The 24,804-nt window shown below is 63.1% G+C and carries 21 protein-coding genes and 1 pseudogene; 17 read left to right on the plus strand and 5 right to left on the minus strand.

Annotated features, from left to right (window positions below; genetic code table 11):
* Nucleotides 1-15: 15 nt before the first annotated feature.
* The 3 genes from KUO17_RS14580 to KUO17_RS14590 all read right to left on the minus strand — a co-directional run bounded on the left by KUO17_RS14580 (nt 16) and on the right by KUO17_RS14590 (nt 2,678).
* Nucleotides 16-909 (minus strand): SMP-30/gluconolactonase/LRE family protein, encoded by an 894-nt coding sequence (locus KUO17_RS14580; protein ID WP_217976252.1) that lies wholly within the window; start codon nt 907-909, stop codon nt 16-18.
* Nucleotides 910-1,034: 125 nt separating this feature from the next.
* On the minus strand, nt 1,035-1,868 hold the full coding sequence (locus KUO17_RS14585) for an NAD-dependent epimerase/dehydratase family protein (protein ID WP_217976253.1): 834 nt from the start codon (nt 1,866-1,868) through the stop codon (nt 1,035-1,037).
* 84 nt (nt 1,869-1,952) lie between these two features.
* The gene (locus tag KUO17_RS14590; protein WP_217976254.1) at nt 1,953-2,678 is read right to left on the minus strand and encodes an oligogalacturonate-specific porin KdgM family protein; all 726 of its coding nucleotides are present in this window, start codon (nt 2,676-2,678) and stop codon (nt 1,953-1,955) included.
* Between the two features lie 365 nt (nt 2,679-3,043).
* Between KUO17_RS14590 and KUO17_RS14595 the strand changes: the two genes are divergently transcribed.
* The 12 genes from KUO17_RS14595 (at nt 3,044) to KUO17_RS14650 (ending at nt 17,764) form a co-directional block, all read left to right on the plus strand.
* A complete protein-coding gene (locus KUO17_RS14595) occupies nt 3,044-4,198 on the plus strand; it encodes a mandelate racemase family protein (RefSeq protein WP_217976255.1) in 1,155 nt (384 codons plus the stop codon).
* A gap of 69 nt (nt 4,199-4,267) precedes the next feature.
* Nucleotides 4,268-5,878 carry an ABC transporter substrate-binding protein gene (locus KUO17_RS14600; protein WP_163942029.1) on the plus strand — a complete coding sequence of 537 codons (1,611 nt, stop codon included), beginning with the start codon at nt 4,268-4,270 and terminating at the stop codon, nt 5,876-5,878.
* A 66-nt stretch (nt 5,879-5,944) separates the two neighbouring features.
* On the plus strand, nt 5,945-6,982 hold the full coding sequence (locus tag KUO17_RS14605) for an ABC transporter permease (RefSeq protein ID WP_163972277.1): 1,038 nt from the start codon (nt 5,945-5,947) through the stop codon (nt 6,980-6,982).
* Between the two features lie 54 nt (nt 6,983-7,036).
* A complete protein-coding gene (locus tag KUO17_RS14610; RefSeq protein WP_217976256.1) occupies nt 7,037-8,647 on the plus strand; it encodes an ABC transporter substrate-binding protein in 1,611 nt (536 codons plus the stop codon).
* A 62-nt stretch (nt 8,648-8,709) separates the two neighbouring features.
* Nucleotides 8,710-9,627 (plus strand): ABC transporter permease, encoded by a 918-nt coding sequence (locus KUO17_RS14615; protein WP_163972276.1) that lies wholly within the window; start codon nt 8,710-8,712, stop codon nt 9,625-9,627.
* 11 nt (nt 9,628-9,638) lie between these two features.
* Nucleotides 9,639-10,478, plus strand: a complete 840-nt coding sequence (locus tag KUO17_RS14620) for an ABC transporter ATP-binding protein (protein ID WP_163944071.1) — start codon at nt 9,639-9,641, stop codon at nt 10,476-10,478.
* An 11-nt stretch (nt 10,479-10,489) separates the two neighbouring features.
* Complete coding sequence (locus KUO17_RS14625) at nt 10,490-11,269, plus strand: ABC transporter ATP-binding protein (protein WP_217976257.1); 780 nt, start codon at nt 10,490-10,492, stop codon at nt 11,267-11,269.
* A 205-nt stretch (nt 11,270-11,474) separates the two neighbouring features.
* Nucleotides 11,475-12,386: a 5-dehydro-4-deoxyglucarate dehydratase gene (gene kdgD, locus KUO17_RS14630; protein ID WP_217976258.1), complete on the plus strand. Its 912-nt coding sequence runs from the start codon at nt 11,475-11,477 to the stop codon at nt 12,384-12,386.
* A gap of 61 nt (nt 12,387-12,447) precedes the next feature.
* Complete coding sequence (locus tag KUO17_RS14635; protein WP_217976259.1) at nt 12,448-13,890, plus strand: aldehyde dehydrogenase family protein; 1,443 nt, start codon at nt 12,448-12,450, stop codon at nt 13,888-13,890.
* A gap of 53 nt (nt 13,891-13,943) precedes the next feature.
* Nucleotides 13,944-15,500: a galactarate dehydratase gene (gene garD, locus KUO17_RS14640; protein ID WP_217976260.1), complete on the plus strand. Its 1,557-nt coding sequence runs from the start codon at nt 13,944-13,946 to the stop codon at nt 15,498-15,500.
* A 15-nt stretch (nt 15,501-15,515) separates the two neighbouring features.
* Nucleotides 15,516-15,884 (plus strand): 5-carboxymethyl-2-hydroxymuconate Delta-isomerase, encoded by a 369-nt coding sequence (locus KUO17_RS14645; protein WP_217976261.1) that lies wholly within the window; start codon nt 15,516-15,518, stop codon nt 15,882-15,884.
* A gap of 62 nt (nt 15,885-15,946) precedes the next feature.
* Nucleotides 15,947-17,764 carry a glycosyl hydrolase family 28 protein gene (locus KUO17_RS14650; protein ID WP_217976262.1) on the plus strand — a complete coding sequence of 606 codons (1,818 nt, stop codon included), beginning with the start codon at nt 15,947-15,949 and terminating at the stop codon, nt 17,762-17,764.
* Between the two features lie 79 nt (nt 17,765-17,843).
* On the opposite strand, the gene KUO17_RS14655 is transcribed toward KUO17_RS14650, so the two are convergent.
* A complete protein-coding gene (locus KUO17_RS14655; protein WP_217976263.1) occupies nt 17,844-18,056 on the minus strand; it encodes a cbb3-type cytochrome c oxidase subunit 3 in 213 nt (70 codons plus the stop codon).
* Between the two features lie 10 nt (nt 18,057-18,066).
* Nucleotides 18,067-19,494: a cytochrome-c oxidase, cbb3-type subunit I gene (gene ccoN, locus KUO17_RS14660; RefSeq protein ID WP_217976264.1), complete on the minus strand. Its 1,428-nt coding sequence runs from the start codon at nt 19,492-19,494 to the stop codon at nt 18,067-18,069.
* Nucleotides 19,495-19,946: 452 nt separating this feature from the next.
* Here ccoN and KUO17_RS27210 point away from each other — a divergent pair.
* The 5 genes and pseudogenes from KUO17_RS27210 to rpe all read left to right on the plus strand — a co-directional run.
* Nucleotides 19,947-21,040 (plus strand): annotated as a pseudogene (locus KUO17_RS27210) (type III PLP-dependent enzyme domain-containing protein); the annotation flags it as partial.
* Nucleotides 21,041-21,202: 162 nt separating this feature from the next.
* Nucleotides 21,203-21,562, plus strand: coding sequence for an acyl carrier protein (locus KUO17_RS27215; RefSeq protein ID WP_425274863.1), 360 nt, complete (start codon nt 21,203-21,205; stop codon nt 21,560-21,562).
* A 1-nt stretch (nt 21,563) separates the two neighbouring features.
* Entirely contained in the window at nt 21,564-23,126 is a 1,563-nt protein-coding gene (locus KUO17_RS14675) for a class I adenylate-forming enzyme family protein (RefSeq protein ID WP_255263586.1), read from the plus strand.
* A 45-nt stretch (nt 23,127-23,171) separates the two neighbouring features.
* Nucleotides 23,172-24,098 (plus strand): alpha/beta fold hydrolase, encoded by a 927-nt coding sequence (locus tag KUO17_RS14680; RefSeq protein ID WP_217976268.1) that lies wholly within the window; start codon nt 23,172-23,174, stop codon nt 24,096-24,098.
* 12 nt (nt 24,099-24,110) lie between these two features.
* Nucleotides 24,111-24,797: a ribulose-phosphate 3-epimerase gene (rpe, locus tag KUO17_RS14685; RefSeq protein WP_217976269.1), complete on the plus strand. Its 687-nt coding sequence runs from the start codon at nt 24,111-24,113 to the stop codon at nt 24,795-24,797.
* Nucleotides 24,798-24,804 lie beyond the last annotated feature (7 nt).

The following is a 24,804-nucleotide window of genomic DNA, read 5'->3' on the forward strand; positions in this document are numbered from 1 at the left end:
GCCAGCCGTCATGGCTCAGGCCCGCGCCAGCGGTTCGGCCAGGCCCTTGACCCCCGGGTTCAGCGCGAACACCCCGCCGGCCAATGGCTGATCGGCCAGGTCCACGCCTTGCGGGCGGATCGAGGTCACGAACAGCGTGTCCAGTTGCGGGCCACCAAAGGCGCACATGGTCGGCTTTTTCACCGGCAGTTCCAGGGTGCGGTCCAGCTTGCCTTCGGGGGTGAAGCGCAGCACCAGGCCGGAATCGATCGCGCAGATCCAGTAGCAGCCTTCGGCATCCACGGTGGCGCCATCAGGCCGGCCGGGGTGGTTGTTCATGTCGACGAACACCCGGCGGTTGTGCGGCGTGCCGCTGTCGATGTCGTAGTCGAAGGCCCAGATCAGTTGCACGCCAGGGTGCGAATCGGAGACATACATCGTCTTGCCGTCGGGGCTGAACGCCATGCCGTTGGGCACGGTCAGGTCGTGCAGTTGGGCCTGCAAGGGCAGTACCGGGCCGCCAGGCTGCGGGTCGTAGCGGTACAGCGCACCGACCTTTTCGGCCCCCATGTTGGTTTGCATGGTGCCGGCCCAGAAGCGCCCCTGGCGGTCGCAGCGACCGTCGTTGAAGCGCATTTTCTCGCGGGCGTGTTCGACGCTGGCGCATTGCTCTGCACGCAGGCGGCCATCGGCCTGGGGGGTGAGCTGGAAGAGGCCGGTTTCCTGGGCGCCCAGCCAGTGGCCTTGCGGGCTGCGGGCGATGCAGGCGAGCATTTCGTCGGCCTGCCAGGACGTGGTCTGGCCATCGAGTTGCCAGCGGTGCAGGCGGCCGGCGGGGATATCGACCCAGTACAGGGCGTTTTCTTGAGGGTGCCATACCGGGCTTTCGCCGGTGGCATTGCGTGCGTCGACGATGAGTTCGGCGGTCATGAAAAGGTCTCGGTAGGAGCCGGCCTTGCCGGCGAAGAGGGCGGCGCTGTATCAGATGGGGCTTGGCGTGTGCTTCGCCGGCAAGGTGGGTTCCTGCAGGAACCTGCCTTGCCGGCATTCATGGCTCAATCACCAAATGGCCCGGCCGCGCAGAACGCGCCGCCTTGCAGCACGGCATTCGGGTCATCTGCCGCAGGCTTGGGCAACTGCTCCATCTGGGCACGGAAGCGCTCCGAGCTGTCCTGTGGCTGGAACCCCAGGTGCGCCGCGTAGCGGTTGTTCCACCACAGGTCGCGGTTGGCCGACACGCCGTAGACCACGGTATGCCCGACGTTTTCGGCGAGCAGTGAGCGCTCCACCAGGTGTGCCAGGTCCGGGTAGCTCAGCCAGGTGGACAGCATGCGCAGGTTGCGCGGCTCGGGGAACGAGGAGCCAATGCGCAGGCTCACGGTTTCGATGCCATAGCGGTGGAAGTAGAACGTTGCCAGGTCTTCGCCGTAGGACTTGGACAGCCCGTAGTAGCAGTCCGGGCGGCGCGGGGAGTGCGCATCGATCTGTTCGCTCTGCGGGTAGAACCCGGTGACGTGGTTGGAGCTGGCGAAGATCACCCGCTTGATCCCGTGTTTGCGCGCCGCTTCATAGATATGGAAGGTGCCGCTGATGTTGGCTTCGAGAATCTCTTCGAACGAGCGCTCGGTGGAAATCCCGCCCAGGTGCACGATCACGTCCACATCCTGAGCCAGGGCCAGCACGCCGGCCTTGTCGGCCAGGTTGCAGGTGATCACTTCTTCGTGGTCGCCAGCCGGTGGCGCCATCGGGCTGATGTCGGAGACCCGTACAACATTGGCGTGCGCCTGCAACGCTTCGCGCAGAATCTGCCCAAGGCCCCCGGCGGCGCCGGTCAGCAGCAGGCGGTTGAAGGGTTTGCTCGGGGTGGCGGAGGAGTGTGGTGTCGTCATGGCGGGCGCCTTCAGTTAGAGTTCCGTTATGTGTCGTCAGATGACAAAACCGGGCCGTCTTGAGGACGGCCCGGTTGCTCGGCATTACATGAAGTTGTACTGGATCCCAAGGCGCCAGCGAGCCTGGCGGTCATCAGTGGTGGAGTTGACCTTGACGTCGCCTACCTCCATGAACGGTGCCCACTGCTTGTTGATCTTGTACTTGACGATCATGTTCTGCTCGTAGTCGCTCTTCTTGTTGTCGTAGCGGATGTAGTCGGTATCGAAGTAGATGTACTGGTACTCGAAGGCCCACGGGCCTTTGGGGGTGAAGCCCAGCCAGCCTTCGAGGCGAGTGGTGTTCTGGTTGTCCTTGGCGCGGTCGTCCTTGCTGTGGTCGATCACATCGCGGTCCAGCCGCTTGGCGTCGTGACGCACGCGGGTGGCAACGTACCAGGTGTCGTTGATCTTGTAGTTGTACTTAAGACCGAACTTGTAGCTGGTGGAGTCTTTCCCGCTGTCCATCTGGAACGCCGGGGTCAGCGTCGACTTGGGGCTCAACTTGTAGTTGTAGTCCACGGTGAATTCATGGCCGTTGTTGACCAGGTTGTCATAGGCGACGTCTTCGCGGTCACCCGCGGTCTTGTACTTGATCTCGGCCCCGAAACCCAGGCCGCTGTCCATCCGGTAGTTCATCTTGATGCGGTCGGAGTGGATGCTGTCGTCTTCGGTGAAGCCGTGACGGTAGTTGATGCTGGCCGAGTCTGCGCAGGCATAGAAGGACAGGCCGAGGGTGCTGATGGCAATGAGGCTGCGGAGTGTAGTGTTCATGCGATCTTCTTTTTTTGTTTTTGTTGGGGTCGTTATGAAGCGTGCTGCCAGGGACGGTTGCGGGTAGAGGAGGGCTCCTTGGGGATCAATTTCGACGTACGTTATCGTACAACATTGGGGCTGTCTACGATTTATTCGCACGGTTGTAGGATGATTCTTATAAAGCGCTCAAGAACGGGCTTTGTAGCAGTATTCACGCGGCTTATCTCATGCCAAAAGCTCTCGCAATGCCGCAAAACAAGGGCTTTAGAGGTGCCTGACGAAAGGTTTGCAGGGGGAGCTTTTCAAGTGTTGTACGATGACGTATGATCGATTCCAGAGCGTGACACACCCGCCACAAATCCAATAAGAAGGCTCAGACGTCCATGATCATCACTGCTGTTAACGTCCAGGTTTTTTCCTACCCCACCCGCCGCGCTGTAGACAGTGCCGGCCATGCCCACCCGGGCGACGTCACTCAGGCCAAGATGGCCTTGCTGCGCATCAAGACTGAATGCGGCAACGAAGGTTTTGCCTTCGGTGCGCCTGAGCTGATCCGTCCTTATGTGCTGGACGGCTTTGTGCGCAAGGTGCTGGTTGGCGCCAATGCCTTCGATCGCGAGAAGATCTGGCACGACCTGGTGCACTGGCAGCGCGGTAGCGCCAGCCAGTTGACCGACCGTGCCCTGGCGCTTGTCGAGCAAGCCCTGTGGGATTGGGCCGGGCGCAAGCTGAACGTGCCGGTGCACAAGCTGATCGGCGGCTACCGTGACAAGGTGCCGGCCTACGGTTCGACCATGTGCGGCGACGAGCTGCCTGGCGGCCTGTCCACCCCGGAAGAGTACGGTCGCTTCGCCGAGACCCTGGTAAAGCGCGGCTACAAGGCCATCAAACTGCACACCTGGATGCCACCGGTCTCCTTCGCGCCCAGCGTGAGCATGGATATCAAGGCGTGCGCCGCCGTGCGTGAAGCGGTCGGTCCGGACATCGCGCTGATGCTCGATGGTTACCACTGGTACAGCCGCACCGAAGCCCTGACCATCGGTCGTGCGCTGGAGAAGCTGGACTTCGCCTGGTTCGAAGAGCCGATGATGGAAGACTCGGCCGAATCCTACGCCTGGCTGGCTCGCGAGCTGCAAATCCCGGTGCTGGGCCCGGAAACCCTCGCCGGCAAGCACCTGAGCCGTGCCAGCTGGGTCAAGAACGATGTGTGCGACATCCTGCGTGCCGGGGTGGCCGGTGTCGGCGGTATCGCACCGTGCCTGAAAGTGGCGCACATGGCCGAGTCGTTCGGCATGGATTGCGAGATTCACGGCAACGGCGCCGCCAACCTGGCGGTGGTCGGTGCGATCAAGAACTGCACCTGGTACGAGCGCGGCCTGCTGCACCCGTACCTGAACTACGACGAAGTGCCGGCCTACCTCAAGCGCCTGGTCGATCCGATGGACGAAGACGGTTTCGTGCACCTGTCGGACCTGCCAGGCCTGGGCGAGGAAATCGACTTCGACTTCGTCGAGACCAATACGCTGCACAGCTTCTGATTCGTGCATGGCGGCACGCGCCATAGCGTGCCGCCCGAGAGTCCAATAACTATAAAAAGGCTATCTCACATGAGCGTTCTCCCCAAACTCTGGGCGGGGGTCTTTGCTGCATCGCTGGCAATGACCTCGGTACCTGCCGCTTTCGCCAAAACCCCGGCCGACCAGCTGATCGTCGGCATGAGCATGATCAACCTGCTGTCCCTCGACCCGGCCGCTGCCACCGGGCTGGATGTCTCTGAGGTCAATGCCAACCTGTACGACATGCTGCTGGTGCAGGATGTGAAGCAACCTGACAGGCTGGTGCCTGCCCTGGCCGAAAGCTGGACCGTCAGCGATGACCGCAAGACCCTGACCTTCAACCTGCGCAAGGGCGTGAAGTTCCATTCTGGTAATGATTTGAGCGCCGAAGACGTGGCCTGGTCGCTGCAGCGCGTGATCAAGCTCAACCTGGCCCTGGCCTCCACCTGGAAAGCGTACGGCTTCACCGCCGGCAACGTCGCCCAGCACATGCGTGCCACCGACGAATACACCTTCGTGGTCGAGCTGCCGCGCGTGACCGACCCGATGCTGGTGCTCAACACCCTCGCAACCTCCCCAAGCGCTTTCATCCTTGACCGCAAAGTGGTGCAGCAGCACCAGAAAGGCGATGACATGGGCGGCGCCTGGCTGACCACTCACGCCGCTGGCAGCGGTCCGTTCGTGCTGCAGGACTGGCGCGCCAACGACGTGATCCTGATGAACCGCTTCGACGGTTACTGGGATGGCCCGGCCAAGCTCAAGCGCATCGTCATGCGCAACATGACCGAGTCGCAATCGCTGCGCCTGATGGTTGAACGTGGCGACCTGGACCTGGCCAAGGGCATGGCAGCACCGGATATCGAAGCGCTGGAAAAATCGGACAAGGTCAAGGCCCAGACCGTACAGCGCGGCACCCTCTACTACGTCGCCCTGAGCGTCAAGAACAAGCCATACGACGATGCGCGCGTGCGCAAGGCCGTGCGGTCGCTGATCGATTACCAGGGCATCAACAACACCGTGATGCCGCACTACGGCCAGATCAACCAGCGCCCGTTGCCGTTGGGCCTGCCGGCGCGTCTGGACGATCCGGGCTATACCCTGAACGTGGCCGAAGCGAAAAAACTGCTGGCCGAGGCCGGTTACCCCAACGGCTTCAAGACCACCATTCGCGTGCTCACCGAACCACCGTTCATCAACATCGCCTCCAGCCTGCAGTCGACCCTGGCCCAGGCGGGCATCCAGGCCACCATCGTCACCGGTACCGGCAACCAGGTCTACGGTGCCATGCGTGAACGCACCTTCGACATCCTGGTCGGGCGTGGCGGCGGCGGTGCCGAGCGCCACCCGCATTCGAGCCTGCGTACCCTGGTGTACAACCCGGACAACCGCGACGAGGCCAAGCTGAGCAACTTCCAGGGCTGGCGTACCTCGTTCTACAGCCCCGAGTTGAACAGCCTGATCGAACAGGCCGAAGTCGAACCCGACAAGGCCGTGCAGCTGGCCCAGTACCAGCAGATCCAGAAAACCCTGGACGAGCAGGTGGGGGCGATCCTGCCGGTATCGCAAATGACCGACACCGTGGTGCTGTACCACGATGTCCAGAATTACCAGGGCCACACCGCGGCCACCACCCGTTACAAAGACGTCTACAAGTCGCGTTGAGCGGGCGAGGGGCGTACGCGCCCCTCACGCCTCGGTGATTGGTGAACGCTTTTTCAGGAGCCTGTTATGTTTCTTTCGACTGCCTCTGTGCTGGGCACCCGCGTGTCTGGCACTGCCCGCCGGGCCGGCACGGTCCTGGTGACCCTGCTTGGTCTGCTGGCGCTGACCTTCTTCATTGGTCGGGTGATGCCGCTGGACCCGGTGCTGGCCGTGGTCGGTCCGGACGCCGACAGCTCCACCTACGACCAGGTGTACCGGGCCATGGGCCTGGACAAGCCGATCTGGACCCAGTTCGGCCTGTACCTGAACGACTTGCTGCACGGTGACTTCGGCAACGCGCTGCTCACCGGCCACCCGGTGCTTGAAGACATCAAGCGCGTGTTCCCGGCAACCATCGAACTGGCCACCCTGGCGATTCTGTTCGGCATCCTCATCGGCCTGCCGCTGGGTGTGGTCGCGGCCAGCAACCAGGGCCGCGTGGGCGACCATGTGGCACGGGTGATCACCCTGTTCGGTTATTCCACACCGATCTTCTGGGTCGGCATGATGGGCCTGCTGGTGTTCTACGCCTGGCTGGGCTGGGCGGGCGGGGCAGGGCGTATCGACCTGGCCTACGACGGCATGGTGCCGGACGTCACCGGCCTGCTGCTGATCGACTCGGCACTGGCACGCGACTGGGACGCCTTCTCCAGCGCACTGCGCCACATCGTGCTGCCGTCGTTGATCCTGGGCCTGAACTCGGTGGCCTACATCAGCCGCATGACCCGCAGCTTCATGCTCGAGCAGCTGTCCCAGGAATACATCATCACCGCACGGGTAAAAGGCCTGTCGCGGCGCCAGGTGGTCTGGGGCCATGCCTTTCGCAACATCCTCGTGCAGTTGCTGACCGTGGTGGCCCTGGCCTACGGCTCGCTGCTCGAAGGCGCGGTACTGATCGAGACGGTGTTTGCCTGGCCTGGCTTTGGTCAGTACCTGACCAGCAGCCTGATGCTTGGCGACATGAATGCGGTGATGGGTTGTGTACTGGTGATCGGCCTGATCTTCGTCGCACTCAACCTGATCAGCGATGCCCTGTACAAAGTGTTCGACCCACGGACCCGCTGAGCCACGATGGCCGGCATGAGCACAATCAATAACTATAAAAAGAAGGATGCCCACATGAAGACTGTATTCCCGACACTGCGCATGAGCCTGCTGGGCGCCATCCTGGCGCTGAGCCCGATGGCCGCGGTCAATGCCAAGACCCCCGTTGATCAACTGATCATCGGCATGAGCATGGTCAACCTGTTCTCCATCGACCCGGCCAACGCCCCGGGCCTGGATGCCTCCGGGGTCAACGCCAACCTCTACGACACCCTGATCAAGCGCGACAACGGCAACCCGGAAAAACACCTGCCGCAACTGGCCGAACGCTGGGACATCAGCGAAGACGGCAAGCAGATCACCTTCCACCTGCGCAGCGACGTCAAGTTCCACTCCGGCAACGCCCTGACCGCCGAAGACGTGGCCTGGTCGCTGTACCGCGTGATGAAGCTCAACTTCGGCCTGGCCACCACCTGGAAGGCCTACGGCTACAGCGTCGAGAACATCCAGGGCCTGATCCGCGCCACCGACGCCCACACCCTGGTCGTCGACCTGCCGCAGCCGACCGACCCGCTGCTGGTCATCGACTCGCTGGCGATCTCGCCCAGTGCGGTCATCGTCGACCGCCAGGAAGCCCTCAAGCATGAGAAGAACGGTGACCTGGGCGCCGCCTGGCTGGTCACCAACGAGGCTGGCAGCGGCCCGTTCACCCTGGCCAAATGGACCGCCAACGACTCGCTGGTGATGAACCGTTTCGACGGCTACTGGGGCGACAAGGCGAAGATGAAGCGCGTGCTGGTGCGCCACATGACCGAGTCGCAGTCGCTGCGCCTGATGCTTGAGCGCGGTGACCTGGACCTGGCCTACGGCATTGCCGGGCCCGACATCAAGGCCATCGAAGGCTCGGACAAGCTGCAGATCCAGGCGCTGCAGCGCGGCACCATGTACTACGTGGCCATGAGCATGAAGCAGCCGGAATTCGCCAACAAGAAAGTGCGCGAAGCGGTACGCAACCTGATCGACTACAAAGGCCTGGACGAGCAGGTCATGCCGCACTACGGCAAGCTCAACCAGCAGCCGATGCAGCTCGGCCTGGAGGCTCGCCTGCCCGATCCTGGCTACAAGATGGACGTGGACAAGGCCAAGGCGCTGCTGACCGAAGCCGGTTACCCGAACGGTTTCAAGACCACCATCCGCACCTTGTCCGAGTCGCCGTTCATCGAGATCGCTTCGCGCATGCAGGCCACCCTCAAGCAAGGCGGCATCGATGCGCAGATCATCCAGGGCACCGGCAACCAGGTGTATGGCGCGATGCGCGCACGCAACTTCGAGATGATCGTGGCGCGTGGCGCCGAGCGTTATCCGCACCCGTACTTCAGCCTGCGCACCTTCGCCTACAACCCCGACAACAGCGACAACGCCGGCCTGCCCAACTTCCAGGGCTGGCGCGCGTCGTTCTTCAGTCGCCAGCTCAATGACCTGATCGATCGGGTAGGGGTGGAGCGTGATGCGTCCAAGCGCCTGAGCATGTACCACGAGGCCCAGAAGCTGTACGACGAGCAAGCCGGCCCGATCATGATCGTGTCGCAGATGACCGACACCGCGGTCAGCTCGGTCGATGTCAAGGGCTTCACCGGCGATGACGCCGAGGCGACCCGTTACCTGGGCGTCTACAAGCAACGCTGAACACCGTCGGGGGGGCCTGCGGGCGCCCCCGGTGGCCATGATTTCACACCGAGAGCATGCCGATGATAGCCAACATGTCTTCTACCGAATCTACCGCCAAGCGGCAGGCCGACACCACGCCGGCATCCAGCCTCGAGGCCTTGTACAAGAGCAGCCTGCGGGTGCTGCGCCACCTGCTGCGCAACCCGATGACCCTGGCGGGGTTGCTGGTGGCGTTGCTGCTGATCGTGGTGGCGGCCTTCGCACCCTGGATCGCCACCCACGACCCCGTGGTACAGAACCTGAGCAATGCCCTGCAGGCACCCGGTGCCGCACACTGGTTCGGCACCGATGAATACGGCCGCGACATCTTCAGCCGGCTGGTCTACGGCGCCCGCATCACCCTCTACATCATTGCCCTGGTGACCATCATCGTGGGCCCCATCGGGCTGTTCATCGGCACCGTCTCGGGCTATTTCGGCGGCATCGTCGACACGGTGTTCATGCGCATCACCGACATCTTTATCTCGTTCCCCAGCCTGGTACTGGCGCTGGCGTTCATCGCCGCCCTCGGCCCTGGCCTGGAGCATGCCGTGGTCGCCATCGCGCTGACCTCCTGGCCGCCGATCGCACGCCTGGCACGGGCCGAAACCCTGTCGCTGCGCAAGGCCGATTTCGTGGTTGCCGTGGAACTGCAGGGGGCGTCGTCGACGCGCATCATCCTGCGCCACATCGTGCCGATGTGCATGTCGTCGGTGATCATCCGCCTGACCATGAACATGGCCGGCATCATCCTGACCGCCGCCGCGCTGGGTTTCCTCGGCCTGGGTGCACAGGCGCCGCTGCCGGAGTGGGGTGCAATGATCTCCACCGGCCGTCGCTACATGCTCGAGTGCTGGTGGCTGGTGGCAGTACCGGGTGCAGCGATCATGCTGGTGAGCCTGGCGTTCAACCTGCTGGGCGATGGCCTGCGGGACATTCTCGACCCGCGTAGCGAGTAACTGGAGGCTTTATGTCGACGCTCAAACTCAATGTCGATTCGCTCAATGTGCGCTTCGTCAACGGCAAGAAAGAAATGCACGCGGTGCGCGATGTGTCGTTCACCCTGGGCCGAGAAAAGCTGGCGATCGTGGGTGAGTCCGGTTCGGGCAAGTCCACCGTCGGGCGCAGCCTGCTCAAGCTGCACCCGGGCAGCACGCAGATCACCGCCAAGGCCCTGCAGTTCGGCGATATCGACCTGCTCAGCGCCAGCGAAAAGGCCATGCAGAAGATCCGTGGCCAGCGCATCTCGATGATCATGCAAGACCCCAAGTACTCGCTCAACCCGGTGGTCAAGGTCGGTGACCAGATCGCCGAGGCCTACCTGGCGCATCACAAGGCCAGCCGCAGCGAGGCCCGCGACCGCGTGATGCTGATGCTGGAAAAGGTGCACATTCGCGACCCCAAGCGCGTCTACAACCTGTACCCGCATGAAGTCAGCGGCGGCATGGGCCAGCGCATCATGATCGCCATGATGGTGATCACCAACCCGGAAGTGATCATCGCCGACGAACCGACCTCGGCCCTGGACGTGTCGGTGCGCCAGCAAGTGCTGAACGTGCTCGAAGAGCTGGTGGTGGAGCAGCAGATGGGGCTGATCTTCGTCAGTCACGACCTCAACCTGGTGCGCAACTACTGCGACCGCGTGCTGGTGATGTACGCCGGCCGGGTGGTCGAGTCACTCGCCGCGTGCGACCTGCAATACGCCGAACACCCTTATACCCGTGGCCTGCTGGCGGCCTTGCCGAGCATGGACAACCGCCGCCCGCGCTTGCCGGTGCTGCAACGCGACCCGCTCTGGCTCACCTGCTGAGGTAACTGACCATGTCCATGATCCAAGCACAATCGCTGAACCTGAGTTTCGGCGTGGGCGCAGCCCTCAACCAGGTGCTGCACGACGTCAACCTGAGTGTCGAAGACGGCGAGTCGTTCGGCCTGGTGGGCGAGTCGGGCTCCGGCAAGACCACTGTGCTGCGCTGCCTGGCCGGCCAGTACCGGCACTGGAGCGGGGCGCTGAGCATTGCCGGCGTGCCGTTGCAGCACAAGATCCCCAAGGACCACTTTCGCAAGGTGCAGATGGTCTTCCAGGACCCGTACGGTTCGCTGCACCCGCGCCACACCATCGACACCGCGCTGCGTGAGCCGCTGACCATCCACGGCATGGGCGAGCGTGATGACCGCATCAACGACATCCTGCTCAAGGTGGGCCTCAATGACAGCTTCCGCTACCGTTACCCGCACCAGCTGTCGGGCGGCCAGCGCCAGCGCGTGGCGATTGCCCGTGCGCTGATTCTGGAGCCGCGGGTGCTGCTGCTGGACGAGCCGACCTCGGCGCTGGACGTATCGGTGCAGGCCGAGATTCTCAACCTGCTGTCGGACCTGCGCCAGCGCGAGAAGCTCACCTACCTGATGGTGACCCATGACCTGGGCGTGGTCAGCCACCTGTGCGACAAGGTTGCGGTGATGCAGCAAGGGCGCATTGTCGAGCGCCTGGACAGCCAGGCGCTGAGCCAGGACCTGGCCGAACACGAGTACACGCGCATGCTGGTGCAGGCCAGCCGCGACTTCAGTGCCGAGTCGCCACGCGCTGCGGCGGCGGTGTGAGTTTCAAGCAATGTGATCGTACAACGTAGGTGATTCATGGTTGTTCGATCACGCTTCTAATAAATTTAATTCCTTTTAAAACAACAACATAGCGTCATTTATAAGAATTCTTGACGCTTCGGTTGGTTTTGTTGTTTGTTTAGTTGTACGATGACGTACCACTCAACGGTAACCCCATTGTTCTTTATCCTGAGGTTTGCGAAAAATGACTCCACAAGAACTCAAAAAGGTCCTCTCTTCCGGCCTGCTGTCCTTCCCGATCACCGACTTCCACGCTAACGGCGACTTCAACAAAGAGTCCTATCAGAAGCGTCTGGAATGGCTTGCCCCGTACGGCGCAAGCGCCCTGTTCGCTGCTGGTGGCACGGGTGAATTCTTCTCGCTGGAGCCCAAGGAATACAGCGAGATCATCAAGACTGCAGTCGATACCTGCAAAGGTCAGGTGCCAATCCTCGCCGGCGCCGGCGGCCCAACCCGCCAGGCCATTGCCTACGCTCAAGAAGCCGAGCGCCTGGGCGCTGCCGGTATCCTGCTGATGCCGCACTATCTGACCGAGGCCAGCCAGCAAGGCTTGGTCAATCACGTTGAAGAAGTCTGCAAATCGGTTGATTTCGGCGTTGTCGTCTACAACCGCAACGTCTGCCGCCTGACCGCCGACAGCCTGGAGCAGTTGGTAGAGAAGTGCCCGAACCTGATCGGCTTCAAAGACGGTATCGGCGAAATCGAACCCATGGTCGCCATCCGCCGCCGTCTGGGCGATCGCCTGACCTACCTGGGCGGCCTGCCGACGGCTGAAGTTTACGCAGCGGCCTACAAGGCTCTGGGCGTACCGGTCTACTCCTCGGCGGTGTTCAACTTCATCCCGAAAACCGCCATCGAGTTCTACGAAGCCATCGCCCGTGAAGACCACGAGACCGTTGGCCGCCTGATTGACGATTTCTTCCTGCCTTACCTGGAAATCCGCAACCGTTGCGAAGGCTACGGCGTCAGCATCATCAAGGCCGGTGCTCGCCTGGTTGGTCACGACGCAGGCCCGGTACGTGCACCACTGACCGACCTGCTGCCGGACGAAGTCGCGCAGTTGAAAGCGCTGATCGACAAGCTCGGTCCACAGTAAGACTCTGGCTTGCGGCGCCCTTTGCGGGCGCCGCAGTCTTCACGCCTAAAGGAGAAACAGAGTGAGCAACGTACAACGTTTCGAGAACTACATCGGTGGCCAGTGGCTGGCGGGCGATGAGTACACCAGCAATGTCAACCCCTCGGACCTGAGCGATGTGATCGGCGAATACGCCAAGGCCAGCGCCGAGCAGGTCGACAGCGCCATCCGCGCTGCCCGTGGCGCGTTCGCCGAATGGTCGGTGTTCCCGATCCAGGCCCGCAGCGATGCGCTGGACAAGGTCGGCAACGAGATCCTCGCGCGCCGCGAAGAGCTCGGCACCTTGCTGGCCCGCGAAGAAGGCAAGACCCTGCCAGAAGGCATCGGTGAAGTGACCCGTGCCGGCAACATCTTCAAGTTCTTCGCCGCCGAGTGCCTGCGCCTGGCCGGTGAAGTGCTGCCCTCGGTACGCCCTGGCGTGACCGTGGAAGTGACCCGCGAGCCACTGGGCGTGATCGGCCTGATCACCCCATGGAACTTCCCGATCGCCATCCCGGCGTGGAAGATCGCCCCGGCCCTGGCCTACGGCAACTGCGTGGTGTTCAAGCCGGCCGACCTGGTACCGGGCTGTGCCTGGGCACTGGCCGAGATCATTTCGCGCGCAGGCTTCCCGGCCGGCGTGTTCAACCTGGTGATGGGCAGCGGCCGCGTGGTCGGCGATGCGATGGTGCAGGACGCGCGCGTGGACGGCATCAGCTTCACCGGTTCGGTGGGCGTAGGGCGCAGCATCGCGGCCGCCTGTGTGGCGCGTCAGGCCAAGGTGCAGCTGGAAATGGGCGGCAAGAACCCGCAGGTCGTGCTGGATGACGCCGACCTCAAGGTGGCTGTCGAACTGGCCGTGCAGAGTGCGTTCTACTCCACCGGCCAGCGTTGCACCGCCTCCAGCCGCCTGATCGTCACTGCCGGCATCTACCCGCGCTTCGTCGAGGCGATGGTCGAGCGCATGAAGTCGATCCGCGTGGGCCCGGCCCTGCAGGCCGGTACCGACATCGGCCCGGTGGTATCCAAGGCACAGCTGGCGCAGGACCTGGAATACATCCGCATCGGCCAGGCCGAAGGTGCACGCCTGGTCTCGGGTGGTGAAGTGGTCAAGGGCGAAACCGAAGGCTACTTCCTGGCGCCGACCCTGTTCGTCGACTGCACGCCTGACATGCGCATCAGCCGCGAAGAGATCTTTGGCCCGGTGGCCAGCGTGGTCAAGGTGGCCGACTACGAGGCCGCACTGGCCATGGCCAACGACACCGAGTTCGGTCTGTCGGCAGGCATCGCCACCACCTCGCTCAAGTACGCCAACCACTTCAAGCGCCACTCCCAGGCCGGCATGGTGATGGTCAACCTGCCTACCGCCGGGGTCGACTACCACGTGCCGTTTGGCGGTCGCAAAGGCTCCTCGTATGGCTCGCGCGAGCAGGGCACCTACGCCCGCGAGTTCTATACCACGGTCAAGACCACCTACATCGGTTGATCGCGCGCGGCCTGTCCGTACCGGGCAGGCCGCAAAGCGTGAGAGGGATTGCGATGCACTTGATCCATCATCAGGACACCCCACGCCATATTCGCCTGCACGCCCTGGACAACGTCGCGGTGGTGGTGAACGAGCAGGGCGTAGGGGCGGGCGGCTGCTTTGTCGACGGCCTGGTGGCCGTCGAGGCCATCCCGCAGAGCCACAAGGTGGCGCTTGAAGACATCGCGCAAGGGCAACCGGTGCTGCGCTACGGTACGGTGATCGGCTATGCGCTGGTGCCGATCGCACGTGGGCGCTGGGTGACCGAGCAACTGCTGAGCCTGCCTGACGCGCCGGCGCTGGACAGCCTGCCGATGGCCACTGATATACCTGAGCCGTTGCCGGCACTGGATGGCTATACCTTCGACGGGTTCCGCAATGCCGATGGCAGCGTGGGTACCCGCAATATTCTGGGTGTGAGCACCACCGTGCAATGCGTCACCGGTGTGCTCGACCACTGCGTGGAGCGCGCCCGTCGCGAGCTGCTGCCACGCTACCCCCATGTCGACGACGTGGTGGCGCTGACCCACAGCTATGGCTGTGGCGTAGCGATCACCGCGCCCGACGCAATCATTCCGATCCGCACCCTGCACAACCTGGCGCGCAACCCCAACCTGGGTGGCCAGGCGCTGGTGATCGGCCTGGGCTGCGAGAAGCTGCAGCCTGCGCAATTGATGCCGGGCGATGCGCTGACCGCTGGCCAGGACGAGGCCGACTGGCTGTTCCGCCTGCAGGACAGCGGCACCGGCTTCAACGGCATGGTCGAGCAGATCCTGCAGATGATCGAAGCGCGCCTGCAGGTACTCGACCAGCGCCGCCGTGAGCCGGTACCGGCGGCCGAGCTGGTGGTGGGCATGCAGTGCGGTGGCAGCGACGCGTTTTCCGGCATCACCGCCAACCCCGCGCTGGGCGTGGCCGCCGACCTGCTGGTGCGTGCCGGTGCCACCGTGATGTTCTCGGAGAACACCGAGGTGCGCGATGGCATTCACCTGTTGACCGCGCGTGCCGCCACGCCTCATGTGGCGCAGGCCCTGGTGCGCGAGATGGACTGGTACGACCGCTACCTGGCCCGTGGCCAGGCCGACCGCAGCGCCAACACCACGCCCGGCAACAAGAAGGGCGGGTTGAACAACATCGTCGAGAAGGCCATGGGCTCGATCGCCAAGTCCGGCAGCAGCGCGATTGCCGGTGTGGTCGCGCCGGGCGCGCGGGTCACCGGCCGTGGCCTGCAGTACTGCGCCACCCCGGCCAGCGATTTTGTCTGCGGCACCTTGCAACTGGCGGCCGGGATGAACCTGCACATCTTCACCACCGGGCGCGGTACGCCGTACGGTCTGGCCATGGCCCCGGTGATCAAGGTGGCCACGCGCACGCAACTGGCCGAGCGCTGGCCCGACCTGATCGACGTCGACGCCGGCCGCGTGACCAACGGCCAACTGAGCCTGGAGCAACTGGGCTGGGAAATCTTCCAGCTGTACCTGGACGTGGCCAGCGGCAAGGTGCGCACCTGGGCCGAGCGCCACCGCCTGCATAACGACCTGACGCTGTTCAACCCGGCGCCCGTCACCTGACCGAGGAGCTTCACCATGCCCCATTGCATTATCGATTGCCCCGCCGAACTGGCCCGACGCGTCGGCGAGCAGACCCTGCTGGCCGCCGTGCACGATGCCATCGATGCCAGCGGGCTGTTCAAGCCGGGTGATATCAAGGCGCGCCTGAACGGTTTCGAACATTACCGCTGCGGCGCCACCCAGGATGAGTTCGTGCACGTGGCACTGTACCTGTTCGCCGGGCGCAGCGCCGAGCAGCGCCGCAGCCTCGCTTCGGCTACCCTGGCGGCGCTGGTCGCCTTGCTGCCGGAAGTGGAGGCGTTGTCCATGGATGTGAGGGAAATGCCGCGTGAGACGTTCGTCAACCGCAGCCAATACCTCGAGCAAGCCGCGCTCGGTGCCTGAGCCTTCGGGCCCGGGTACACAGGCGTGGCGTGATGACTGGCAAAAACAAGGAAAATAAAAACATGCCGTATGCAAACCCTGCTGTTGTTCTGCCCAAGACCCCCTTGGCGCGCGCGGTACTTGGCGCTCTGGCCATGGGCTGCAGCCTGCCGCTGTGGGCGCTGGATGCGCCCACCAAGGTGCAAGTGCCGACCCTGGCCTATGATGATCGACAGATCATTCTGGTCTGGGAAAAACCGGCCGATCATGCCGATATCGACGACTACCGGGTCTACCTCAACGGCAAGCTGCTGGGCTCCAGCAACGTCAACAATGGCCAGGTGTCACCGGCCAAGCCTTACATCGACCGCTTCTACGAGCAGGACACCGAGAATTTCCATCACCGCATCGGTATCCACAGCTACACCGCCCAGAACCTTGCGCCCGACACCGAATACCGCTTCACCGTGCGCTCGGTAGGCAGCGACGGCAAGGAGTCGGCCGACAGCCCCGTGGTGGTGCAGCGCACCACCCCTGTGCCGGCATTGTTCGACGTGAAGAAGCACGGTGCCAAGGGCGACGGCACCACCCTCGACACTGCGGCCATCCAGAGCGCCATCGACGCCTGCAGCGTGGGCTGCAAGGTGTTGCTGCCAGCCGGTACCTACAAAAGCGGTGCGCTGTACCTCAAGAGCAACATGACCCTGGAAATCGCCGAGGGCGCGACCCTGCTCGGCTCCGAGCGTCCAGAGGACTACCCGCGTGACGGCTACATCCAGTACCCATACTCCACCACGGTGCGCCCGGCCTCGCTGATCAACGCACTGCCGCGTGACCCACGCAAGCATCAGGCATTCGAGAACATCCGCATCGTCGGCAAGGGCACCATCGACGGCAACGGCTGGAAGCGCAGCGCCGATGTACAGGATGAGCGTGGCCAGTCGCTGCCGGTGTACCTGGCCAGCGACAATACCCGCTACATGCAGGACGGCATCCTGGCCAAGGCCCAGGTCGAGCGCGCCGTGGCCGAGGGCATGAACGTCAAGGATGCATACGGGCAGATGCGCTCGTCGCTGATTACCCTGCGCGACGTGAAGAACGTGTTCTACGGCGGCTTCACCGTGCTCAACCCGGCGTACCACGGCATCATGAACCTGGAAACCGAGAACGTGGTGATGGCCAACACCACGCACAAGACCTACGACGCCAACAACGGTGACGGCATCGAGTTTGCCAACAGCCGCGGCGCCATGGTGTTCAACAACTTCTTCGACACCGGTGATGACTGCGTCAACTTCGCGGCGGGTACCGGCGCCGATGCGGTGCACCAGAAGACCCAGGAAGACGCGTGGATCTTCAACAACTACTTCCGCAAGGGGCATGGCATGGTTGTCGCCGGCAGCCATACCGGGGCGTGGATCCAGAACATCCTGGCCGAGGACAATGTGTCTGATGGCACCGATGCCGGGTTGCGCATGAAGAGCACCAACTTCATGGGCGGCGGGGCGCGCAATGTGATATTCCGCGATTCGGCGCTTCGCAACACGGTCAAGCAGGCGTTCATCTTCACCCTCGACTACAACGACCCGAATGCCAAGCTCGACTACAAGCGCTCGACCATACCGGGGCAGTTCCGTGATGTGCGGGTCAGTGACGTGAGTGTGGAGAATGCGCAGATGGCCGCCATCGAAGTGAAGGGTGACAGCCAGCACGATGCGTACCACCAGGGGCTGGCGTTCGAACGTGTGCGCTTCAGTGGTCCGGCCAAGGTCAAGATCGATGGCCTGAAGGACTCGCGCTTCGACAACATCCGCTTCAGCGAGACGGGTGGGGCGAACCCGTGGCAGGTCAGTGGCAGCCAGGGCCTGGCGTTCCAGGACGTGGAGCCTGCACCGCAGTAACGGCGCGTTTCGCCGGCAAGGCCAGCCCCTGCATGTCCTGTAGGCGCGGGCCTGGCCGGCGAAGCACGTACCGCCGGTCTCAAGCCTTCAGCGAAGCCTCGGGCGCCTCGGCCGGCACTGGCCGGCCGATCGCCTGTTCGACCCGCCGCGCCACCAGCGGGTCATCGGCGAAGGGTATCAGGCTCGCCTGGTCATCCACCTCGTCACTGTGGCGCTTGAGGCACGCGCTGGTGATCAGGTAGAAGAACACCAGCCCAGCTACCCAATACCCGCCATGGAGCCACTCATTCATCATGATGCCCTCAGGCCAGCTGCGCGTTGTTCAGCGCCAGTTTCGGGTCGGCTACGCGCACCGTGCGCCAGGTGTTCCAGGCCATCAACAGCATCCCGCTGAGGAAGCACACGCCCCCGGCAAACCGCACCACAAAGCCCGGGTGACTGGCGACCAGCGACTCCACGAACGAATAGGTCAGGGTGCCGTCGTCGTTGGTCGCCCGCCACATCAGGCCCTGGGTAATGCCGTTGACCCACATCGAGGCGATGTACAGCACGGTTCCGATGGTGGCCAGCCAGAAGTGCAGGTTGATCAGGCCGATGCTGTACATTTTCTCGCGCCCGAACACCTTCGGAATCATGTGGTACAGCGCACCGAAGGTGATCATCGCCACCCAGCCCAGGGCACCGGCGTGCACGTGGCCGATGGTCCAGTCGGTGTAGTGGGAGAGGGCGTTGACGGTCTTGATCGCCATCATCGGGCCTTCGAAGGTCGACATGCCGTAGAACGCCAGCGACAGCACCAGAAAGCGCAGGATCGGATCGCTGCGCAGCTTATGCCAGGCGCCCGAGAGGGTCATCATGCCGTTGATCATGCCGCCCCAGCTGGGCGCCAGCAGGATCAGCGACATCGCCATGCCCAGCGACTGCGCCCAGTCGGGCAGGGCGGTGTAGTGCAGGTGGTGGGGGCCGGCCCAGATGTACAGGGTGATCAGCGCCCAGAAGTGCACGATCGACAGGCGATACGAGTACACCGGCTTGCCCACCTGCTTGGGCACGAAGTAATACATCATGCCCAGAAAGCCTGTGGTCAGGAAAAAGCCCACGGCGTTGTGCCCGTACCACCACTGCACCATCGCATCGGTGGCGCCGGCGTATACCGGGTACGACTTGAACCAGCTGACCGGGATCGACAGGTGGTTGACCACGTGCAGCATGGCGATCACCACGATGAACGCACCGAAGAACCAGTTGCCCACGTAGATGTGGGTGCCCTTGCGCCGCAGCAGGGTGCCAAAGAACACCACGCCATAGGCCACCCACACGATCGCCATCCACACCGCGCCGGTGAACTCGATCTCGGCGTATTCCTTGGTGGTGGTCAGCCCCAGCGGCAGGCTCACCAGCATGATCACGATGGTCGCCTGCCAGCCCCAGAAGGTGAAGCCGGTCAGCCAGTCGCTGTACAGCCGCACCTGGCAGGTGCGCTGCACCGCATAGTAGCTGGCGGCAAATTGCGCGCTGCCGGCAAAGCCGAAGATCACCAGGCTGGTGTGCAACGGCCGCAGGCGGCCGAACGTGGTCCAGGGCAGGTCCAGGTTGAGGTCCGGCCAGACCAGTTGCGAGGCGATCCACACGCCCATGGCCATGCCGACGATGCCCCATACCACCGTCATGACGACGAATTGGCGCACCACCTTGTAGTTATAGGCCTGCGCCTGTTGATGTGTACTCATGGCTGTTTATCCGCAGTTCCTTCACGTCCCGGCCCACCTTGGGCCCTGGCACAGGCGCAGACTCTAGGAAGCCCGTCGCAGACAAAACAGACTCAGAAATAGGGCATATATACGGATCAGATAAAGCCCCCGCATTTGCTGGGTGAAATGACTGCTGATCTGTAAATGGTGCGCTGTTAAGTCGCTGTTACACCTGCTTTTTGACGCTGACCGGGTGACGTTCTGTCGCAGCGTGCAAGCGATGGAATTATCTTGACATCACGGCGAATCGCAGTAGAGAATTTCACAAACTTTGCGCGCAAAGTTTTGTAGCGAGGCCGTCCTGGCCTGGCTGCCTGACCTGCGCGATTCGACACGACACTTAACACGCCATGGGCTACCGGGACGCACGCACAGGCCGATCCCGTGCAGGCATTCGGCACCGGAAAATATAATAACGAAGGGAGCAACAGATGAAGCTTTCCAAAGAATTGGTCCTTCAGGCAAAAGCGACGTTCGGCACACCCACCTATCTGTACGACGAGGCTGTGCTTCGCAGCAGTTTCAACGAGCTGCGCGATGCGTTGCCCGACTGCGTGGACATCTTCTACGCGCTCAAGGTCAACCCGAACCTGTCGCTGGTCAAACTGATCCGCTCCTACGGTGGCAACACCGAGGTCTGTTCGCTGGGCGAGCTGGAAATCGCGCTCAAAGCCGGTGTTGCCCCTCACGACATCATCTTCCTGGGGCCTTACAAAAAACCCGAAGAGCACCGCCGTGCACTGGAAGTGGGTGTGTATGCGATCGTCGTCGAGTCCGAGACCGAGCTGCGCGCACTGTCGGCCCTGGCCGCGACGCTGGGCTGCAGCGCGCCGGTGGCCATCCGCATCAACCCGAATTTCTCCGCCTCCGGCTCGCCGTGGAAGATGGGCGGCGCCCGACCCATTTCGGTATCGAGGAAGATACCGCCGTCGCCAACTTCGGCCAGTACCTGGCGCTGCCCAACCTGAACATCAAGGGCATTCACGTCTACAACGGCACCAAGATCCTCGACGCCCAGTCGGTGTACGACAACGCCAGCTACATCCTCGACCTCTACCGCAACCTCACCCTGCGTTACGACCTGGACCTGAGCATGGTCGACGTCGGTGGCGGCCTGGGCATCAAGTACTACGAGAACGAAAAGGAACTCGACACCCAGCACCTCAAGCAACTGCTGGCACCGCTGTTTGCGAGCTTCCATCGCCAGTTCCCCAGGACCCGCATCATTCTGGAATCCGGCCGTTTCGTCGCCGGCAAATGCGGCGCCTTGCTGGTGACCGTCGACAACATCAAGCACAACCATGGCAAGACCTTCGCCGTGACCGATGGCGGCACCAACTGCCACGGCGCGGCGGCCGGCAGTGGCCAGGTGCTCAAGCGCAACTTCCGTATCGTGCACGCCACCGGCAGCACCGGCGCACCACTGTGCGAATACCATATCTCCGGGCCACTGTGCAGCCCGGACGACCTGCTTGGCCGTGACGTGCGCATCGAGACCTTGAACGAGGGCGACCTGCTGGCGGTCACCGCCTCCGGTGCCTATGGCCCGACGGCTTCGCCGACGTTGTTCCACAGCCATGGGCACCCGGCGGAGGTGATCGTCAGCCACGGCCGGCTTTTCCTGGCCAAGCCCCGCCAGACCGCGCTGGAAATTCGCGACAGCCACACCGACGTGGCGCTCGATGACATGCTCGCCGCGCCTGCCGGCACTCCGGCATCCCAAGGCACCCAGGTCGCTGGCGTTCAAGGCGCAACCCAGGCACGCCTGGTCGAGATCCTGCGTGCGGTGCTCAAGCTGCCGGCCAGCACCGAGGTACGCGCCGACTCGCACCTGCGCGATCAGTTGGGCCTGGACTCGCTGACATCGATGGAGCTGCTGGTCAGCCTGGAGGATGAAATCGAAGGCTTCTTCGTCAACCCCGACACCATTGCCCCCGGGCATTTCAATACGGTCAGCACGCTGGCGCACTACATCGATGCCCATCGCCAGGTGGCTGCCTGTGGTGCCCTGCACGGGCAGCCCGAGGTCCAGTATGAGCCCGTCTAGCATGCTTCTGCAGCACGTACTCGAGGCCAGCAATGGCCTGTATCCACGCAAGGCGGCGGTGATCTACGCCGATGAAACCTACACCTATGCCGACATCGACGATGCCAGTTCGCGGCTGGCCTCGGGCTTGCAGGCCGGCGGCCTGCAACGTCAGGAACGGGTAGTGCTGTGCCTGGGCAATCGGGTCGAAACCGTCTGCGCGTTCTGGGGTGTGCTCAAGGCCGGTGGCGTGGTGGTCAATGTCGGCCTGGACACCTCGGCCGAAAGGCTCGATTACATCGTGCGCGATGCCGAAGCCTCGGTGCTGATCACCACCTCGGAAAAATTCGCCAGCCTGTCGGTAGACACACCGAGCCTGCCGCACCTGCGCAGCATCGTGCTGCTGGACGGTGAAGCCGACTCCGCCGTGACCCAGACCTTCGAAGCCGTGCTTGGCCAGGGCGTCAGTGCCCCGGTGGCCTGCGGCACACTGGACCTGGACCTGGCGGCGATCATCTACACCTCCGGCTCCACCGGCGCGCCCAAAGGTGTGATGCTGACCCACCGCAACATGCTTGCGGCGCTGTCTTCGCTGCACACCTACCTGGGCTACAACGACAGCGACAACGTACTCTGTTCGCTGCCGTTGTCCTTCGACTACGGCCTGTATCAGATGATCATGGCCCTGAGTGCTGGCGCTACCCTGGTGCTGGAAAAGGAATTCACCTGGCCGATCTTCCTGATCAAGAAAATCCGCCAGTACAGCATCAGCGTCATCCCGTTCGTGCCGACCATGCTGATGTTGCTGCACGAATACGCCAGCAAGCGCAGCGAAAGGTTCCCCGACGTGCGCATGGTCACCAACACCGGCGCGGCGCTCAAGCCCTCGCACATCGCGCAGATGAAGGTGCTGTTCCCGCAGGCGCAGATCTTCTCGATGTACGGCCTGACCGAGTGCAAGCGCTGCACTTACCTGCCTCCCGAGGACATCGACAGCAAGCCGGGCAGCGTAGGCATTGCCATTCCCAATACCGAACTGTGGCTGATCGACGAGGAAGGCCAGCGTATCGACCAGGCGCATCAGGTCGGCCAGTTGGTGATTCGCGGCTCCACGGTCATGGCCGGTTACTGGCGCAACCCGCAGGCCACCGCCCAGAAGCTCAAGCCTGGCGTGTATCCGGGTGAAAGCGTGCTGTATACCGGCGACTACTGCCACCTGGACGAAGACGGCTACCTGTACTTCGAAGGGCGCATGGACCACGTCATCAAGTCCCGCGGGATGAAGGTCAGCCCGTCTGAAGTCGAGGACTTCTTCTACGCCATGGCCGGCATCGAGGCGGCGGCCGTGGTGGGCGTGGAGGATGCCGCGGTGGGCGAGGGTCTGTGGGCCTTCGTCACCCTCAGCCAGGGCATCAACCTGAGTGCCGAACAACTGCTCGAGCGCTGTCGAGCCGGGCTCGAACCGCACAAGGTGCCGTTGGCCATCAGTATCGAGATCACCCTGCCGCGTACGGCCAACGGCAAATTCGACCTCAAGCAACTGCAAAACACCGCACGTTCGGCCCAACTGGCCGCTGCCGGCTGATTGACGTGGCCCTTTCCGATTAAAAGCTCATGCAGGAGTGTTCACATGCGTCTTGGCAATAAAGGCAGGGACCAGACTCTGGACGTCAACGGGCAGACGTTTGCCCTGCGGGTCTGGGGCGAGGAGGGTGGTCATCCGGTGCTGGCCCTGCATGGCTGGCTGGACAACGCCGCCTCCTTCGAGCACTTGGCGCCGCAGTTGCAGAACTGTTTCGTGGTCGCCCCGGATTTCGCCGGGCATGGGCGCTCGGATCACCGGCGAGGCGACAGTGGCTACTACCTGTGGGAGCACGCCGACGACATGAACAGCCTGGTCGAGCACTTGGGCTGGAAGCGCTTTTCAGTGATCGGCCACTCCATGGGCAGTGGCGTGGCGTCGGTCCTTGGGGCGATGAACAAGTCCATCGACAGCATGATCTTCCTTGACGGCATGGGCGCGCCCTTCACGATTGGCGAAGAGGATACGGTCGAGCACCTGAAGAAGGCCCACCGGCTCATGCGCCTGGCCCTGCGTACGCGGCTGCACGGTTTCTCGGCGCCCGACAGCGTGCAGTTCGCCAGTGTCGAGGCGGCCGTCAACGAACGGCGCAGCAGTATCGATGGGCTGCTTTCGCCGGCGTCGGCGCGCTTGCTGGCCCTGCGCGACCTGCTCAGCGTGGCTGATGGCTATCGCTGGCGTCACGACCCGCGCCTGGTGTTGCCCGAACCGATGCAACTGACAGAGCGCCAGGCCTGTGACTTCCTGCGCCAGATCAGTTGCCCGTTGCACGTGATGCTGGGACGCCAGGGGCTGTTTGCCGGCCCGGCGTTCGACAAACGTAAAAAGGCCCTGCCCTGGGCCACCCGTGTGCACTGGCATGAGGGCGGGCACCATTTTCATCTCGAGGCGCCGAACGATGAGCTGATCGCACAGGTCAATACGGCGTTGGCGCAAGCCGAACAGGGTCCTCAGCAACGATTAGTCAATGAGTAACGGAGTACGCGCGTGAAACAGTTCTGGATTGCACCGTCGATGCTGGCGGCCGATTTTGCCCGCCTTGGCGAGGAAGCCGAACGGGTGCTGGCGGCCGGTGCCGATGTCATCCACCTCGATGTGATGGATAACCACTATGTGCCCAACCTGACCATGGGGCCGCAGTTCTGCAGTGCCCTGCGCAAGCACGGCATCAGTGCTCCGATCGATGTGCACCTGATGGTCACGCCGGTGGACGCGATGATCCAGGCGTTTGCCGAGGCGGGCGCCGACTACATTTCGATCCACCCCGAAGCCACCGTTCACCTCGACCGCTCGCTGCAACTGATCAAGGACCTGGGCTGCAAGGCAGGCCTGGCGTTCAACCCGGCCACGGGGCTGGAGGCGTGCGAGTATGTACTCGACACACTCGACCTGCTGTTGCTGATGTCGGTCAATCCGGGCTTTGGCGGGCAGTCGTTCATCCCCTCGGTCTTGCCCAAGATCGAGGCAGCGCGCAAGCTGATCGATGCCAGTGGTCGTGACATCCGCCTGGAAGTGGATGGCGGCGTCAACCTTCACACGATCGGCCAGGTCGCAGCGGCCGGTGCCGACATGTTCGTCGCGGGGACGGCGATTTTTGCCCAGCCAGACTACCGCGCTACGATCCACGCCTTGCGCAGCACGATTGCCGACGCCGCTTCACGGCGCCAGGCATGAACCGCCG

The organism is Pseudomonas aegrilactucae, from assembly GCF_019168305.1.
In the GTDB taxonomy this organism is placed as follows: domain Bacteria; phylum Pseudomonadota; class Gammaproteobacteria; order Pseudomonadales; family Pseudomonadaceae; genus Aquipseudomonas; species Aquipseudomonas aegrilactucae.